We start from the raw sequence: 14631 nt of genomic DNA on the forward strand, positions 1-14631 counted from the left end.
GGGCGGCCGGGCCGCCCGTGTCGGGCCAGAATCGCGTACCGTTGCCGCTCATGGGTGTGTCGCAACGGTTCAAGAGCAAGTTCCGGCGTTTCCTCCAGCGCCCGGGATCAACCGTGGATCTTGCTCCGCTGGAAAAGCTGCTGCCGGCGATCGAGGCGCGCGAGGATGACCTCGCGGCGCTTGACGACGCCGAGCTGACCGAGGCCGCCGGTGCCGCCACCGGCTACGAGGAGATCTGCGCCGTCGGCCGCGAGGCCGCCCGCCGGGGCCTCGACCAGCGGCCGTACGACGTGCAGCTGCTCGGCGCGATGGCGCTGCTCTCCGGCAAGGTCGCCGAGATGGCCACCGGTGAGGGCAAGACCCTGACCGCCACCATCGCCGCGTACGGGCACGTCCGGCTCGGCAACGGGCCGGTGCACGTGCTCACCGTCAACGACTACCTGGCCCGCCGTGACGCCCAGTGGATGGAGCCCGTCTACCGGCTGCTCGGCCTGACCGTCGGCTGGGTCAACGAGGCGTCCACCCCGCAGGAGCGGCGCGACGCGTACTCCTGCGACGTCACCTATGTCTCGGTCAGCGAGGCGGGCTTCGACTACCTGCGCGACCAGCTCGTCACCGACGTGGCCGACCGCGTGCAGCCGGTGCTGACCACCGCGATCATCGACGAGGCCGACTCGATCATGATCGACGAGGCCCGGGTGCCGATGGTCCTCGCCGGCGCGGTGCCGGGCGAGCAGGACCCGGTGCACGCCGCCGCCGGGCTGGTGCGCGGCCTGCGCAAGGGCCGGCACTACACGATCGCCGAGGACGGGCGCAGCGTGGCGTTCACCTCCGCCGGCCTGGCCGCCGTCGAGGCCAAGCTCGGCATCGACCTGTACGACGAGGAGCACGTCGAGCAGCTCTCCGCGGTCCACGTGGCGTTGCACGCCCAGACCCTGCTGCACCGGGACGTGGATTACATCGTCCGGGACGGCTCCGTCGAGCTGATCGACGAGATGCGCGGCCGGGTGGCCCAGCGCCGCCGCTGGCCCGACGGGCTCCAGGCGGCGGTCGAGGCCAAGGAGGGCCTGGACGCCACCGCCGAGGGCGAGGTGCTGGGCACCATCGCCGTGCAGGCGTTCATCGCGCTCTACCCGAAGGTCTGCGGCATGACCGCCACCGCGGTGCTCGTCGGCGACCAGTTGCGGGAGTTCTTCAACCTCGAGGTCGCGGTGATCCCGCCGAACACCCCGTGCGTCCGCGAGGACGAGCAGGACCGGATCTACGCCACCCGTGCCGAGAAGGACGAGGCGCTGATCGACGAGATCCGCCGCTGCCACGACGCCGGGCGGCCGGTGCTGGTCGGCACCCTGGACGTCAAGGAGTCCGAGGCGCTGGCCGCCGGTCTCAACGCGGCCGGCGTGTCCTGCGTGGTGCTGAACGCCAAGAACGACGACGAGGAAGCGGCGATCATCGCCGAGGCCGGCGCGTACGGCGCGGTGACGGTCTCCACCCAGATGGCCGGCCGGGGCGTCGACATCCGCCTCGGCGGCAGCGACCAGGCCGACCGCGACCGGGTGGCCGAGCTGGGTGGCCTCTACGTGATCGGCAGCGGGCGGCACGACAGCCGCCGCGTCGACGACCAGCTGCGCGGTCGCGCCGGCCGCCAGGGCGACCCGGGCGGCTCGGTCTTCTTCGTCAGCCTGGAGGACGACCTGGTCGTGCGGCACGCCGCCGACGCGGTCCCCCCGTCGCCGCGGATGAACGCGGACGGCCTGGTCACCGACGAGCAGGTCGACTACGCGGTCGAGCACGCCCAGCGGGTCGCCGAGGGCGTCAACCACGAGATCCACCGCAACACCTGGCGCTACAGCGTGGTGATCGAGCAGCAGCGCAACGCCCTCGCCGCCCGGCGGGAGCGGCTGCTGACCAGTGACGTGGCCGCGCTGATGCTGCTGGACAAGGTGCCCGAGAAGGCCGGCGAGATGGACGAGGACCTGCTCGCCCGGGCAGCCCGGTCGATCGCGTTGTTCCACCTGGACCGGCTCTGGGCCGAGCACCTGGCCGAGCTGTCCGAGGTCCGCGAGGGCGTACACCTGCGTGCCCTGGGGCGGCTCGACCCGCTGGACGAGTTCCACCGCGCGGCGGTACCGGCGTTCAACAACCTCGTCCCGGAGATCGAGGCGCGCACCATCGCCACGTTCACCGAGACCGAGTTCGACGAGGATTGGGAGCCCGAGGACGGCACCCTGGTGCGTCCGACGGCCACCTGGACGTACCTGGTGCACGACAACCCGTTCGGTTCGGAGCTCGACCGGCTGATCGCCTCGATCGGTCGGCGGCTCAGCGGCGCGTCGCGCTGACCTGGCTCGCGGGGCCTCTGCCGCTACCTCCGGGTAGGGCAGAGGCCCCTCCTTGCGCCGTTTCGATCGCGGTTTGCGAGGGTAGTAGGGCGGGTCGGTCAAACGGGAGAGAGCAGACGATGGCATACGTGACGATGTCGGCGGGATGCGCGCGAGGGTCTACGAGGGCAGTGCGACGGTGAACCTGGACACGCGGGAGCCGGTGGTAGAGCGACTCGGTGTGCTGGAGACTGCCGCGCTGTTGCGGGAGCTGACCGCAGGCCTGATCGGGCTGACCGATTTCGATGAGGCGCTGCTGGCGCTGGTCCGGGTCACCCGCGACGCGGTGGCCGGGGTGCGCTGGTGCGGATTCACGGCGCTGCGGGCCGGCGAGCCTGCCGGCGTTGCCGCCTCCGACGAGCAGATGGCCGGCCTGGACGACCTGCGCCACGGGCCCGACTCGCCGGCGATGAGCGCGATCCGACGGCGCGAGATGATCCTCGCGGTCGACCTCGGCGGTGAGTCGCGGTGGCCGGCCTGGACGCCCCACGCCCGCGACCTCGGTGTGCGCGGGGTGATCTCCGCGCCGGTGGACATCGACGACCAGGTGGTCGGGGCGATCAACCTGTACGCTGCCGCGCCCGACGTCCTCACCCCGCAGCACCAGCTCACCGCGATGCTGCTCGCCGAGCACGCCAGCCTGCTGCTGGCCGCCGTCCGCGACCGGGCCCGCCAGCAGGCGCTCGCCGGCGAGCGGGACGCCTCGCTCCTGCACGACGGCGTCGTCGGCCAGGCGATCGGCGTGATCATGACGCAGCGCGGGTGCCCGCCGGCAGAGGCCCTCGACGTGCTGCGCACCGCTGCCTCGTCGCTGGACATCCCGCTGCGTGAGGTGGCCGAACGCCTCGTCCGGACGGTCTCCCGCCCCCGCGAGAGCTGACTGTCGCGTCGGTGCGGGCGGATGCCCGTTCTCCCGATCGGCGGCGAGTCGGACGCTGTCGTTTCGCCCGACGAGGGCTCGGGTAGCACTCTGCTACTGGTGGAGTGTGCTCGACCCTGGGGAGGACCGATGCAGAGCCGGCTGCGGGTGCAGGGGCACCCCATCCAACCGATGTTGGTGACGTTCCCGCTCGGGCTCTTCGTCAGCGCCACGGTCTTCGACCTCACCGACGTCGCGGGCGGACCGGTCTTCCTCGGCGAGGTCGGCTACTGGACCGGCGTCGCGGCCCTCTTCGCCGCCGCCATGACGGCGATCGCGGGCATGGTCGACCTGTGGGACGTGCCGGTCGACGGGACCCGCCGTACCGCCATCGCCTTCAACGTCGTCAACGCGGCCATGGCGGGTCTGTTCCTGATCAGCAGCCTGGTCCGTGCCCACTCGCCGGATCGGGGCGCTACGGCGGCGATCCTGGCCACCGAGCTGGTCGCGCTGGCCGCCGGCGGGGTCGGTGTGCATCTGGGCGCACGACTCATGCGCCAGTTCGACGCCGGTCGCGCCGAGACCGGCAGCCTGGACGCGCTCGCCGGAGGCACTGTCGAGGTCGTCCGCCCCCACCCGTGACCGGGCCCGTGCCGCGTCGCCCTCTCCGGTTCGCGTGATCGACGCGGTCTCTGCAAAGACGGGGCGTCGGCGGCTCGATGACAGAACGCGAGTGGATCACGCGCTGGGTAAATGGATTGCCGCTCCGGTGGCGGGCCGGCGAGGCTGATCGCTGTGACCGATGCGCGTACCGCCGAGGAACTGATCGCGGAGGCCGCCGCCGCGCCCGTCGACGGCTGGGGTTTCGGGTGGCTGGCCGGCCGGGCCACCGAGGAACGTCCACCCTGGGGGTACGCCCGGCTGGTCGGTGAGCGGATGGCCGGCGCCCACTCGGCCCTGGACGTGGACACCGGCGGCGGCGAGGTCCTCGCCGAGACTCCGCACCCGCCGAAGGTGCTGGTGGCCACCGAGGCGTGGCCGCCGAACGTCCTGGTGGCACGACGCAACCTGCGCCCGCTCGGTGCGACCGTGGTGGCCGTCGCACCGGACTCGACTCTGCCGTTCCGGGACGGTTCCTTCGACCTGGTGGTGGGCCGCCACCCGGTACGCACCGACTGGGCGGACACGGCCCGGGTGCTGCGTCCCGGAGGGACGTACCTGTCGCAGCAGATCGGGCCGGGCACCATGCGTGAGCTGAGCGAGGCGATCCTCGGCCCGCTGCCCCCACCGGACAGCCGGCACCCCGAGGACGCGGTGGCTTCCGCCGAGGCGGCGGGCCTGCGGGTGGTGGACCTGCGCCGGGCCACGCTGCGCGCGGTCTTCCACGACATCGGCGCGGTGGTCTGGTTCCTGCGCAAGGTGGTCTGGACCGCGCCCGGGTTCACCGTCGACCGCCACCGCGAGCCCCTGCTCGCCCTGCACCGCCGCATCGTCGATGAGGGCCCCTTCGTCGCCCAAGCCCAACGCTTCCTCATCGAAGCAACCCACCCCTAACCACCCACCCACCCCACCCCACTGCGCTCCTCTCCGCCCCCCAATCCCGCGTCGATCTTGCACTTACTGTCGCCGTTTTGCTCCATCGACGCCTTTAGTCGCCACAGAAACCGCAAGATCGACGCGGGGGGAGCGGGGACGCCCGGGGGTTAGTGGGGGTGGGTTTGGTGGTGGGTGGCCAGGATGTCGGCGCCGAAGTCGCTGGCGGGGCGGCGTAGCACGGTGTGCGCGTGGTTGCCGTCGTCGCTGGTGTTGTCGTACTCGATCAGCAGGTCGTCGCCCTGCACCCGGTAGTAGTGCCGCTGGCCGGGGCGGGTCGGGCCGGCCCAGGCGAAGTGCAGTTGGCCACCGGCGAGGCGGGTGGCCTCGCGTACGGCCAGCTCGGGTGGCAGCCGGTCCAGGTAGAGCGCGACGACCTGGTCGAGTAGTGCCCGGCCGGTGGGGCCGAGCCGGTCGGCCGGTACGCCGAGCGGTTCGAGCGGGCCGTCGACCCGGGCGCGGGTGGCGCTGATGATGTCCGTCGGCGCCTCGTCGGCGACGATGGCGGCGGTTCGCCCGCCCGGCCCCAGCGCGTCCAGCAGGGCCCGGCCCAGGTCTTCCTCGACGCCGAGCGGTCGGGAGACGGCGCGCCCGGCGTAGCGCACCGCGGCCGGGTTGGCGCCGAAGAAGACCGGCGCGGGGGAGACCTGATCGTCCACGATGGTCATGGTGACCGACAGGTGGTGCCCCTCGAGCCGCCATGCCCAGCGGTCGTCGCGCGCCGGGTCGCCGAACACGGCGATCCAGTAGTCGCCGCTGTGTCGTCCGCGGCGCCACCCCTCGGCCCGGTCCAGGACCTCCTCGAGCGCGACGATCGCCATCGCCTGGGCGTACGCCGACGGGCTGAGCGCGGTGGCCAGCAGCCGGTGTGCGGCCTTGCGCCCGGCGATGTCCAGGTCGGCGAGGCAGGCGCCGGGGCGGGGGCGGGGCCGGTACTCGAGCCAGCGCCGGGACGGCTCGTCGTCGAACGGGTACGCGGCGGCGACGCGGGTCGTGGGGTCGAGCGCGGTCAGCAGGGCGGTGGCGGCGGCACGCATCTGTTCGGGCAGGGGATCTTCCACCGTCCCTGTATACCGTCAGCCGGCCCGCAGCAGCCGTACCATCTCCGGCAGGTCGAAGAACTGCGCGGTCTCGAGCGCCGAGGGGTTGCCGTACGCCGGGTCGGCCCCGGCGGCGAGGAGCGCGCGGACGGAGTCGGTGCTGCTGCGGAAGACCGCGGCGGCGAGGGCGCTCTGACCCCGGTCGTTGGTGCGGGTGTGGTCCGCGTCGCGGGCCAGCAGCGCGGCCACCGTGTCGGGGTGGGAGTGGTAGGCGGCCAGGATCAGCAGGGTGTCGCCCTTGTCGTTGGTCAGGTTGACCGGCAGGCCGGCGTCCACCTGGGCGGCCAGTTCCTCGGCCTCGCCCGCGCGTGCGAGGTCGAACATCCGGTGCGCGAACGCCAGGGTCTCGGCGTCGAGGTCGTCGGTCACCGGTTCAGGCTAGTCGCCGCAGCCTTGATAGGTTGCTCGGCCGGCACGTGGGGGAGGCCCGATGGGTGAGACGGTCTACGTGGGCAACGCGGACGTCGACGGGATCGGCGACGGCGGCTGGCTGCTCGGGCACTTCGCGCCGCCGGGCGAGATCCGGCACAGCAGCGACGTCGAGGTGAAGTGGAGCGTGCACCCGCCCGGGGAGGCCCGGTCGCGGTGGGCGACCGGTGAGCGCCGGACGACCCTGCTGGTGCTCGTCGACGGGTGCTTCCGGGTGGAGTTGCCGGTCCTGCGCTGAGGGGGCACGACTGGAGTCCCGGCATGTGGAATTACCTACTAAACCTATAGGCTTTGCCGGCTAGAGTACGGGGGCACCCCACGCAACGATCCGCGAGGAACCACCGATGACTCACGATCACCCGGCCACCGACCTGCTCGCCGTCGCCGCCCGGTGGGCCGACCCGAGCGGCTGGCCGGTCCCGCTGCGCTTCGACCCGAGCGAGCGCTGGTACGCCCGGCTCGCCAGCGCCGACGACCACGAGGTGTGGGCGCTGAGCTGGCTGCCCGGCCAGGGCACCGACCTGCACGACCACGGCGGCTCCGCCGGCGCGTTCCGGGTGGTGGCCGGTGCCCTCACCGAGGAGACGGTCAGCCGTGGACGGCTGCTGCCGCACGTGCTGCCCGCCGGCGTCGGCCGTCGCTTCGGCGCGCGGCACGTGCACCGGGTCACCAACCGTGGCGCGGAGCCGGCCGTCAGCGTGCACGTCTACCGGCCGGCGTTGCGCCGGATGACCCGCTACGACCTCCTCGACGGGCGGCTGCGCGCCGCCGCGGTCGCCGAGGCCGGCCGGTCCTGGTGAATCGCCCCGACCCTCTCGTCACCGGAAGGAATCGATAATGCAGCTCACCGCCGAGCACTGTCCGGCGCCCGTGCCACCGCCGGGCTCCCGGGGTATCGACGAGATCCTGGCCGCCGCGCGAGCCCGGCTCGACCGGCTGGACCCCGAGCGGGCGCACCTGGCGTACCGTGCCGGGGCCCTGCTGGTCGACATCCGGCCGGCGGCCCAGCGCGCCGCGCACGGCGTCGTGCCCGGCGCGCTCACGGTCGAGCGCAACGTGCTGGAGTGGCGCTTCGACCCGCGCTGCCCGGCCCGGCTGCCGGAGGCGGTCGACTACGACGTGCCGGTGGTGGTCCTCTGCCAGGAGGGCTACACCTCCTCGCTGGCCGCCGCCGCGTTGCAGGACATCGGCCTGCACCGGGCCACCGACGTCGACGGGGGCTTCGCCGCCTGGCGCATCGCCGGCCTGCCGGCGCTCGGCCCGACCCCGCTGCACCGCGCAACCCCCCTCGCGCCCCCGGTCACCGCCGGCCGGGCGCGCCGCTGACCCCCACGCCGCACCGGGCGTGGCGGGCGTACCGCCATCTCAGGAGGCACGATGTCCGTCGTCGCGATCCCCACCCGCCCCTACTCGCCCGCGCACCCGGGACGGGCCGTCGGCCGCCCGCGCACCGGCCCGACCCTGACCATCACCCTCGACCTGGCTCCCGGACCGATGAGCCCACGGCTGGCCCGGCTGGTGCAGTTGCTCGGCGAACTGGCCGAGGCCGGGGAGGGTCGGCTGGGCTCGGCCGACGACGTATCGCCGACGCCGCGACCGCTCGCTCTGACCACCGCCGTCGAGCCGCCCGCGGTGGTCACCGCCGACACCGACCCGACCGACGTCCGCATCCTGACCGGCTCGCGGACGGTCCGCCAGGGCGGTCGGATGGTCGCCCTCACCCGCATCGAGTACGACCTGCTGCTCTTCCTCGCCGAGCGCCCGCACCGGGTCTTCACCCGCCTCCAGCTGCTGTCGAACGTCTGGGGCTACGAGCACGCGGTCGCCCGGACGGTGGACGTGCACGTCCGGCGGCTGCGCGCCAAGCTCGTCGGCGCGGATGTGATCACCACCGTTTACGGGGTGGGTTACCGGCTGGGTGACGAGGCGCGGATCAGCGTCGACCACACCCGCTGAACGGCGGCCGGGCGGCCGGTCCGGAGGCGACGGCAACGGCATGGTGAACAGGACGGGGACCCCCGTAACGGGGCATCTGGGTGGCTCTGCTGTAATCATCTGACTTCGCACGCAGAGCGAGCACCCGGCTCCGATGCGTTCGTCAATTGTCACATTCATGCAACGCAGCCGCCTCTTGACCCTCGCCCGCGCGCCGGGAAGCATCGACGAAGCGGCGTCCCGGGCCGTGGGGAGATACCCGGACCAGCCCAAGGAGGACCATGTCGGTCAGCCCCGCCTCGTCGCGTGCCGGATGGCATACGTCCCAACCCGCGGTGCCCGGCCGACCTCCCGGCGGTCAACGCCGCCCGGCGAACACCCCCGCGCCCGTGCTCACCGTGACGCTGTCCATCCCGCTGACCTGCGAGGAGTCGCTGACACCGCCGGCCCGACGGCTGCTGGAGGCCGCCCGCGAGCTGCTCGAACGCGGCGAGGGCGTGATCACCAGCTCCGTTCCGGCGGAGCGTCACGCCGACGGGGTGCCCGCCAACCGGGCAGCACCCGTACGCGCGCTCACCCCGACGATCCCCTCCCTGCACATCCTCGCGTCGTCCCGTTCGGTGCTGCGGGACGACGAGCCGCTGCCCCTGACCCGCCTGGAGTTCGACCTGCTGCTGCACCTGGTCGCCCACCCGCGTCGCGTCTTCACCCGCCTGCAACTGCTCAACGCCGTCTGGGGCTACGAGCACGCCGGCGTCCGCACCGTCGACGTGCACGTGCGCCGTCTGCGCGGCAAGGTCGGCGTGGACGTGCCCCTGGTCACCACCGTCTACGGGGTGGGCTACCGGCTGGCCGACGACGCGCGCGTCACCGTCGACCGCACCAGCTGACCCCGGCCACCACCGCCCGTCCGTTCCGGGCGGGGCAGGATGGACCGGTGCGCATCCGCCCCATCTCGCCCGACCTGCTCGTCGCCGAACTGACCGGCCGTCTGGCCGACGCCTCGACCACCGTCGAGCCCGCCCGGCTGCGCGTGGCGGTCGACGGCGCTCCGGCTGCCGGCCCGGACGAACTGGCCGCCGCGCTGATCGACCCGCTGCGCGCCCGGGGCCGCCCGGTCCTGCACGTACGCGCCGCCGACTTCCTCCGTCCCGCGTCGCTGCGCTTCGAACTCGGTCGTACCAACCCGGACGCCTACTACGAGGGCTGGATCGACGAGACCGGCCTACGACGCGAGGTCCTCGACCCGGCCGGCCCCGGCGGCGACGGGCGGGTACTGCCGTCGCTGTGGGACTCCACCGCCGACCGGGCCAGCCGCGCCGCGTACGTCGATCTGCCGCCGGGCGGCGTGGTCCTGGTCAGCGGCGCGCTCCTGCTCGGCGGCGCGCTGCCGTTCGACGTGAGCGTCCACCTCCAGGTGTCCGCGGCGGCGCTGCGCCGCCGCACCGAACCCGCCCGGGAATGGACCCTGCCGGCCTTCGACCGCTACGCCGAGGAGGTGGTACCCGCCAGCTTCGCCGACGTGGTCGTACGCGCCGACGACCCCCGCCACCCCGCGCTCGTCGAGGGCTGAGATTCGCCCGTTTGCACGCCCGGTTCGGCGGGTACTCGCCCGGCTCACAGAGCGCGGGTGACCGCTCGCGCACCGCATGCGACCGCTACCGGGGCACCACGCCGCCGGACCCGGTTCACGTGAACCACAGGCCAGGAAAGGCAGGCAGCGATGCTCGTCCACGACACGGTCGGCACCGGCCGATCCCAGACGGAGATCGACCAGATCCGGCACTCCCTGCAGGCGCGCTACGACGAGTTGACCGCCGAGTACGACCAGGCCCTGCTGCAGAGCCAGGTGCTGCGTCTGGTGGAGGTCGGCGACACCGCCGGCGACGACCAGGCCGACAGCGGCACCAAGACGGCCGAGCGGGACACCGCCCAGTCGCTGCTGCGGACGATCCTCGACCGGCGCGCCCAGTACGAGCACGCCCTGGGTCGCCTCGCCGAGGGCACGTACGGCTGGTGCGAGGGCTGCTCGGCGGCGATCCCGGTCGAGCGGCTGGAGATCTTCCCGGCCGCCACCACCTGTGTGACCTGCAAGCAGACCCGCGAGCGGCGGGCCGCCTGAGCGACGGCAGCGGTTGCCGGTCGGTCTTCGACACGATGGACCGCATCCATGGGTGACATCCTGGTGGGCACCGCGTCCTGGACCGACCGCACACTGCTCGACTCGGGCTGGTATCCCCAGACGGCCGACAACCCGGAGAAACGCCTGGCGTACTACGCCCGGCAGTTCCCGCTGGTCGAGGTGGACGCGACCTACTACTCGCCGCCCGCCGAGTCGACCGCGCGCCTCTGGGCCGACCGCACGCCGGACGGATTCACGTTCAACATCAAGGCGTTCAGCCTGTTGACCGGTCACCCCACCCGGGTCAGCGCGCTCTACAAGGACCTGCGTCCGGAGACGGACAAGAAGAACGTCTACCCCGACGACCTGACCACGCAGGCGTACGAGGAGGTGTGGACGCGCTTCCTGTCCGCGCTGGACCCGCTGGTCGAGGCGGGCAAGTTGGGCGCGCTGCTGTTCCAGTTCCCGCCCTGGTTCACGATCAAGCGGGCCAACAAGCAGTACCTGCTGGAGGTGGCGAAGCGCTGCGCCCCGCTGCGCCCGGTGTACGAGTTCCGCCACGCGTCCTGGTTCGACGGCGACAACGCCGACGAGACGCTCTCCTTCCTGCGCGAGCACGACCTGTCGTACGTCTGCGTGGACATGCCGCAGGGCCACCGCTCGTCGGTGCCCCCGGTGCTGGCCGCCACCGGTGACCTCGCCGTGATGCGCTTCCACGGCCACAGCGACAAGTGGACCAGCAAGGACATCCACGAGAAGTTCGGCTACCACTACTCCAAGCGGGAACTGGCCGACTGGGCGCCGAAGCTGCGCGAGCTGGCCGACTCCGCCGGCGAGACCCACGTCCTCATGAACAACTGCTACCGCGACTACGCGCAGACCAACGCCAAGACCCTGGTCGGGCTCCTCGACGTCGACTAGGTCTCACCCGATCCGGGTGGGGCCGGCTCACCCACCCGCCGGGCAGGGTGGACACGGTGGGTACGGCCGTGCGACGGCCGGAGACGACACGGAGGTGACGGGGGATGACGGTTCGAGTGGTGACGGATCGACGGCGGGGCGCCGTCCTGCACGTGGTCGGCACGGCCGACAACGCCCGGCGCGCCCCGCAGGGCAGCCCGGTGCGGGCCCGGCGCGGCCCGGTGGGACCGCCGCGACGCACCGACGAGCGACGCTGGGAGAGCACGGATCGGGGGTCGACCGATGCCTGACTCGATGATCTCCGCGTTCGAGAGTTCGCTGGACAAGACCAACCTGATCCTCAAGGACATCGAGGACGCCTACGGGTGGCCGAAGGATCGGCGCAACCAGTCGTACGCCGCGCTGCGTACCGTGCTGCACCTGCTGCGCGACCGGCTGGCGGTCAACGAGAGCGTCGAGTTCGCCCAGCAGTTGCCCGTGCTGGTCCGGGGGATCTACTTCGACGGCTGGAACCCGTCCGACGTGCCGATCAAGCTCAACCGCGACGACTTCCTCTACGAGGTCCGCCAGGGCTTCCCGTACGACGTCGAGGGCGGCGCGGAGCGGGTGACGCAGGTGGTGCTGGACACCCTGCGTCGGCACGTCACCCAGGGCGAGTGGCAGGACGTGAAGGACACCATGCCCAAGGACCTCGCGATGATGCTGCCCTGAGACAGGCTCACCGATCGGCGCTGTCCGGCGGGGACGGCACCCGGGACACCGGGTGGCCGCCCCGCGGGCCAGCGCCGCGAACGTGACGGCGTCGGTGACGGCCGCGCCGCCGGGGTCGTTGTTGAAGTAGGCGTACGCCGGCTCGTCCGCGCCGAACGTGTCGGTGAGCCGGCGGACCCACGAGCCGAGCGCGGTACGCCCGTAGTGCGGCCACGGCCGGGCCCGGCCCCCGTGCAGCCGCAGGTAGCCGAAATCGGTGGTACGCCAGCGCGGGGCAACCGGACGACCGAGGCGATCCGCCCAGACCAACGCCGCCCGCCGTCGTTCCAGGACGGCCGGGTGGCGTCGGTCCACCACGACGGGTGCCGGGGCTCGACGGCCACCCGCACCCCTTCGGGGAACAGCCGCAGTGTCGCGTCGAGCGCGTCGACGTCCACCCGAAGGTTCGGTGGCAGTTGCAGCAGTACCGGGCCGAGCCGGTCACCGAGGGCGGTGGCCCGGGCCGAGGAACCGCGCCACCGGCTCGGCCGGCTCGCGCAGGCGCTTGATGTGGGTGAGGTAGCGGCTCATCTTCACCGCCACGCAGAAGTCCGCCGGGGTCCGGTCCCGCCACGCCGCGAACGTCTCGCGCTCGGGCAGCCGGTAGAACGCGTTGTTGACCTCGACGGTGGCGAAGCCCGACGCGAAGTGCTCCAACCAGGTCGCTGGGGCAGCCGCTGCGGGTAGAAGCGACCCCGCCAGTCCCGGTACTGCCAGCCCGACGTACCCACCAGGATCACCGCCCCTTTCTGGCACTCTCCGCCGCCGCCCGCGAACCGACCGTGTCGTCCCGGTTCGGCGTCTACGGTGAGGGTTAGAGAAGATCGCGCGTGGGGTACCACCCGCAGCACGACGGACCCCGGCGTACGGCGGGGCGGCACACCCGAGGGAGTACCGATGGCACTCAACGACGATGACATGCAGACCACGGGCGGCGGCGGCCTGGAAGGCCCGGCCGACGGCGGCGCGACCCCGGGTCACCAGGACGGTGGCGCCGATGGTGGCGCGGAGGGTCCGGCCGATGGTGGCGCGACCCCGGGTCACCAGGACGGTGGCGCGGACGGTGGCGCGGAGGGTCCGGCCGACGGTGGCGCGACCCCGGGTCACCAGGACGGTGGCGCCGATGGTGGCGCGGAGGGTCCGGCCGACGGTGGCGCGACCCCGGGTCACCAGGACGGCGGCGCCGACGGCAGCGCCCGGTAGCGGCACGCCATGACGCACCTCGACCCGCCGGGTGGCCACGGCCACCCGGCGGTTCCATCCGTTGCTTCCGATGGCGGCGTACCCGTCGCGGCGAGCGCCGTCGCCGCGCTGGCGCGCTGCGTCTCGGTCGAGCCGGCGAAGTTCGCCGCCGCGCACTGGGGCCATACCCCGCTGCTGTCGCGCGCCGCCGAGCTGCCCGACTCGGCGGGCTTCACCGACCTGTTCAGCCCCGAGGACGCCGACGAGCTGCTCAGCCGGCGCGGTCTGCGTACCCCCTTCCTGCGCGTCGCCAAGGACGGACAGCTCGTGCCGGCGGCCCGCTGGACCGGCGGCGGCGGGGCCGGCGCCGAGATCGACGACCAGGTGCTCGACGAGCGGATCCTCGAGCAGTACGCCGGCGGAGCCACCCTGGTGCTACAGGGTCTGCACCGGATCTGGCCGCCGCTCGTCGACTTCGCCCGCGACCTGGGCCTCGCGCTGCGCCAGCCGTTGCAGGTCAACGCCTATCTCACCCCGGCGGGCAGCCAGGGTTTCGCCACCCACTACGACACCCACGACGTGTTCGTGCTCCAGGTGGACGGTCGCAAGCACTGGCGGATCCACCCGCCGGTCCTGCCCGACCCGCTGGAGAAGCAGCCCTGGGGAGGCCGCGCCGACGAGGTCGGCGCCACCGCGCAGGGCCCCGCCGCGCTGGACGTGGTCCTCGCGCCCGGCGACGCCCTCTACCTGCCGCGCGGGTGGCTGCACAGCGCGCAGGCGCAGGACGCCAGCTCGCTGCACCTGACCGTGGGCATCCGCGCGTCGACCCGCTACGCGCTCGTCGAGGAGCTGCTCGCGCTGGCCGCCGAGGACCAGAGGCTGCGGGCCAGCCTGCCGTTCGGCACCGACGTCGCCGACCCGGACGCCATCGAACCGGAGTTGACCGAGACGGTCGAGGCGCTGCGCGACTGGCTGCTGCGGGCCGACCCGGTGGCGGTGGCCGCGCGGCTGCGGCAACGCGCCTGGCCGGCAGCCCGTCCGGCCCCGATCCGTCCGCTTGCCCAGGCCGGCGCGCTGGCCACGCTGGACGCCGACTCCCGGCTCACCCTGCGACCCGGCCTACGCTGGCAGCTCGTGCCGCACGGAGACGGCCAGGTGGCGCTGCGGTTGTTCGACCGCACGATCACGCTGCCCGCCGACTGCGAGCCGGCGACGCGCGCGCTGCTCGGTGGCATCGCCGTCCGCGTCGGTGACCTGCCGGGCCTGCCCGACGACGCCGACCGGGTCACGCTGGCCCGCCGGCTGCTGCGCGAGGCCGTCCTGGTGCCGGCCTGAGCCTTTCCCAGCGGTTGATCAAGA

General features: G+C 73.1%; 19 protein-coding genes and 2 pseudogenes. 16 read left to right on the plus strand and 5 right to left on the minus strand.

The window, feature by feature from the left end; all coding sequences use genetic code 11:
- Nucleotides 1-50: 50 nt before the first annotated feature.
- From secA2 to ACGFH9_RS23080, 4 genes are all read left to right on the plus strand, one after another.
- Nucleotides 51-2342, plus strand: a complete 2292-nt coding sequence (gene secA2, locus ACGFH9_RS23065) for an accessory Sec system translocase SecA2 (protein WP_393222690.1) — start codon at nt 51-53, stop codon at nt 2340-2342.
- Between the two features lie 178 nt (nt 2343-2520).
- On the plus strand, nt 2521-3261 hold the full coding sequence (locus tag ACGFH9_RS23070) for a GAF and ANTAR domain-containing protein (RefSeq protein ID WP_393222791.1): 741 nt from the start codon (nt 2521-2523) through the stop codon (nt 3259-3261).
- A gap of 129 nt (nt 3262-3390) precedes the next feature.
- Entirely contained in the window at nt 3391-3882 is a 492-nt protein-coding gene (locus ACGFH9_RS23075; RefSeq protein ID WP_393222693.1) for a DUF2231 domain-containing protein, read from the plus strand.
- Between the two features lie 153 nt (nt 3883-4035).
- Nucleotides 4036-4794, plus strand: coding sequence for a methyltransferase domain-containing protein (locus ACGFH9_RS23080; RefSeq protein ID WP_393222695.1), 759 nt, complete (start codon nt 4036-4038; stop codon nt 4792-4794).
- A gap of 149 nt (nt 4795-4943) precedes the next feature.
- Here ACGFH9_RS23080 and ACGFH9_RS23085 read toward each other — a convergent pair whose 3' ends face one another.
- Both ACGFH9_RS23085 and ACGFH9_RS23090 read right to left on the minus strand, forming a co-directional pair.
- Nucleotides 4944-5894, minus strand: coding sequence for a DUF3500 domain-containing protein (locus ACGFH9_RS23085; protein ID WP_393222697.1), 951 nt, complete (start codon nt 5892-5894; stop codon nt 4944-4946).
- A gap of 15 nt (nt 5895-5909) precedes the next feature.
- Nucleotides 5910-6302, minus strand: coding sequence for an ankyrin repeat domain-containing protein (locus ACGFH9_RS23090; protein WP_393222700.1), 393 nt, complete (start codon nt 6300-6302; stop codon nt 5910-5912).
- A gap of 61 nt (nt 6303-6363) precedes the next feature.
- Here ACGFH9_RS23090 and ACGFH9_RS23095 point away from each other — a divergent pair, with 61 nt between their 5' ends.
- The 10 genes from ACGFH9_RS23095 (at nt 6364) to ACGFH9_RS23140 (ending at nt 12051) form a co-directional block, all read left to right on the plus strand.
- The gene (locus tag ACGFH9_RS23095; RefSeq protein ID WP_393222703.1) at nt 6364-6600 is read left to right on the plus strand and encodes a hypothetical protein; all 237 of its coding nucleotides are present in this window, start codon (nt 6364-6366) and stop codon (nt 6598-6600) included.
- 106 nt (nt 6601-6706) lie between these two features.
- Nucleotides 6707-7162, plus strand: a complete 456-nt coding sequence (locus ACGFH9_RS23100; protein ID WP_393222705.1) for a cysteine dioxygenase — start codon at nt 6707-6709, stop codon at nt 7160-7162.
- 37 nt (nt 7163-7199) lie between these two features.
- Nucleotides 7200-7688, plus strand: coding sequence for a rhodanese-like domain-containing protein (locus ACGFH9_RS23105; protein WP_393222707.1), 489 nt, complete (start codon nt 7200-7202; stop codon nt 7686-7688).
- Between the two features lie 51 nt (nt 7689-7739).
- The gene (locus ACGFH9_RS23110; RefSeq protein WP_393222708.1) at nt 7740-8318 is read left to right on the plus strand and encodes a winged helix-turn-helix domain-containing protein; all 579 of its coding nucleotides are present in this window, start codon (nt 7740-7742) and stop codon (nt 8316-8318) included.
- 260 nt (nt 8319-8578) lie between these two features.
- Complete coding sequence (locus ACGFH9_RS23115; RefSeq protein WP_393222711.1) at nt 8579-9187, plus strand: winged helix-turn-helix domain-containing protein; 609 nt, start codon at nt 8579-8581, stop codon at nt 9185-9187.
- 47 nt (nt 9188-9234) lie between these two features.
- Nucleotides 9235-9870, plus strand: a complete 636-nt coding sequence (locus ACGFH9_RS23120) for a uridine kinase (RefSeq protein WP_393222714.1) — start codon at nt 9235-9237, stop codon at nt 9868-9870.
- A gap of 150 nt (nt 9871-10020) precedes the next feature.
- A complete protein-coding gene (locus tag ACGFH9_RS23125) occupies nt 10021-10419 on the plus strand; it encodes a TraR/DksA family transcriptional regulator (RefSeq protein ID WP_393222716.1) in 399 nt (132 codons plus the stop codon).
- A 48-nt stretch (nt 10420-10467) separates the two neighbouring features.
- Complete coding sequence (locus ACGFH9_RS23130) at nt 10468-11340, plus strand: DUF72 domain-containing protein (RefSeq protein ID WP_393222719.1); 873 nt, start codon at nt 10468-10470, stop codon at nt 11338-11340.
- A gap of 104 nt (nt 11341-11444) precedes the next feature.
- Nucleotides 11445-11630: a hypothetical protein gene (locus ACGFH9_RS23135; RefSeq protein ID WP_355233364.1), complete on the plus strand. Its 186-nt coding sequence runs from the start codon at nt 11445-11447 to the stop codon at nt 11628-11630.
- The gene (locus tag ACGFH9_RS23140) at nt 11623-12051 is read left to right on the plus strand and encodes a DUF2267 domain-containing protein (protein ID WP_355233366.1); all 429 of its coding nucleotides are present in this window, start codon (nt 11623-11625) and stop codon (nt 12049-12051) included. The genes ACGFH9_RS23135 and ACGFH9_RS23140 overlap by 8 nt, the downstream gene beginning before the upstream one ends.
- A gap of 132 nt (nt 12052-12183) precedes the next feature.
- Here ACGFH9_RS23140 and ACGFH9_RS23145 read toward each other — a convergent pair.
- From ACGFH9_RS23145 to ACGFH9_RS23155, 3 genes and pseudogenes are all read right to left on the minus strand, one after another.
- Nucleotides 12184-12408, minus strand: a pseudogene (locus ACGFH9_RS23145) (DUF72 domain-containing protein); the annotation flags it as partial.
- A 41-nt stretch (nt 12409-12449) separates the two neighbouring features.
- Nucleotides 12450-12515, minus strand: a pseudogene (locus tag ACGFH9_RS23150) (hypothetical protein); the annotation flags it as partial.
- Between the two features lie 16 nt (nt 12516-12531).
- On the minus strand, nt 12532-12747 hold the full coding sequence (locus ACGFH9_RS23155) for a DUF72 domain-containing protein (protein WP_393222722.1): 216 nt from the start codon (nt 12745-12747) through the stop codon (nt 12532-12534).
- Between the two features lie 240 nt (nt 12748-12987).
- Here ACGFH9_RS23155 and ACGFH9_RS23160 point away from each other — a divergent pair, with 240 nt between their 5' ends.
- Nucleotides 12988-13293, plus strand: coding sequence for a hypothetical protein (locus ACGFH9_RS23160; protein ID WP_334629546.1), 306 nt, complete (start codon nt 12988-12990; stop codon nt 13291-13293).
- A 9-nt stretch (nt 13294-13302) separates the two neighbouring features.
- On the plus strand, nt 13303-14607 hold the full coding sequence (locus ACGFH9_RS23165) for a cupin domain-containing protein (RefSeq protein WP_393222726.1): 1305 nt from the start codon (nt 13303-13305) through the stop codon (nt 14605-14607).
- Nucleotides 14608-14631 lie beyond the last annotated feature (24 nt).

The sequence above is a fragment of the Micromonospora sp. NPDC049102 genome, assembly GCF_043197485.1.
GTDB lineage: Bacteria > Actinomycetota > Actinomycetes > Mycobacteriales > Micromonosporaceae > Micromonospora.

Coding starts and splice junctions, on each gene's coding strand:
- secA2 (WP_393222690.1), top strand. CDS start 51: ATGGGTGTGTCGCAACGGTTCAAGAGCAAGTTCCGGCGTTTCCTCCAG.
- ACGFH9_RS23075 (WP_393222693.1), top strand. CDS start 3,391: ATGCAGAGCCGGCTGCGGGTGCAGGGGCACCCCATCCAACCGATGTTG.
- ACGFH9_RS23095 (WP_393222703.1), top strand. CDS start 6,364: ATGGGTGAGACGGTCTACGTGGGCAACGCGGACGTCGACGGGATCGGC.
- ACGFH9_RS23100 (WP_393222705.1), top strand. CDS start 6,707: ATGACTCACGATCACCCGGCCACCGACCTGCTCGCCGTCGCCGCCCGG.
- ACGFH9_RS23105 (WP_393222707.1), top strand. CDS start 7,200: ATGCAGCTCACCGCCGAGCACTGTCCGGCGCCCGTGCCACCGCCGGGC.
- ACGFH9_RS23110 (WP_393222708.1), top strand. CDS start 7,740: ATGTCCGTCGTCGCGATCCCCACCCGCCCCTACTCGCCCGCGCACCCG.
- ACGFH9_RS23115 (WP_393222711.1), top strand. CDS start 8,579: ATGTCGGTCAGCCCCGCCTCGTCGCGTGCCGGATGGCATACGTCCCAA.
- ACGFH9_RS23125 (WP_393222716.1), top strand. CDS start 10,021: ATGCTCGTCCACGACACGGTCGGCACCGGCCGATCCCAGACGGAGATC.
- ACGFH9_RS23130 (WP_393222719.1), top strand. CDS start 10,468: ATGGGTGACATCCTGGTGGGCACCGCGTCCTGGACCGACCGCACACTG.
- ACGFH9_RS23135 (WP_355233364.1), top strand. CDS start 11,445: ATGACGGTTCGAGTGGTGACGGATCGACGGCGGGGCGCCGTCCTGCAC.
- ACGFH9_RS23140 (WP_355233366.1), top strand. CDS start 11,623: ATGCCTGACTCGATGATCTCCGCGTTCGAGAGTTCGCTGGACAAGACC.
- ACGFH9_RS23160 (WP_334629546.1), top strand. CDS start 12,988: ATGGCACTCAACGACGATGACATGCAGACCACGGGCGGCGGCGGCCTG.
- ACGFH9_RS23165 (WP_393222726.1), top strand. CDS start 13,303: ATGACGCACCTCGACCCGCCGGGTGGCCACGGCCACCCGGCGGTTCCA.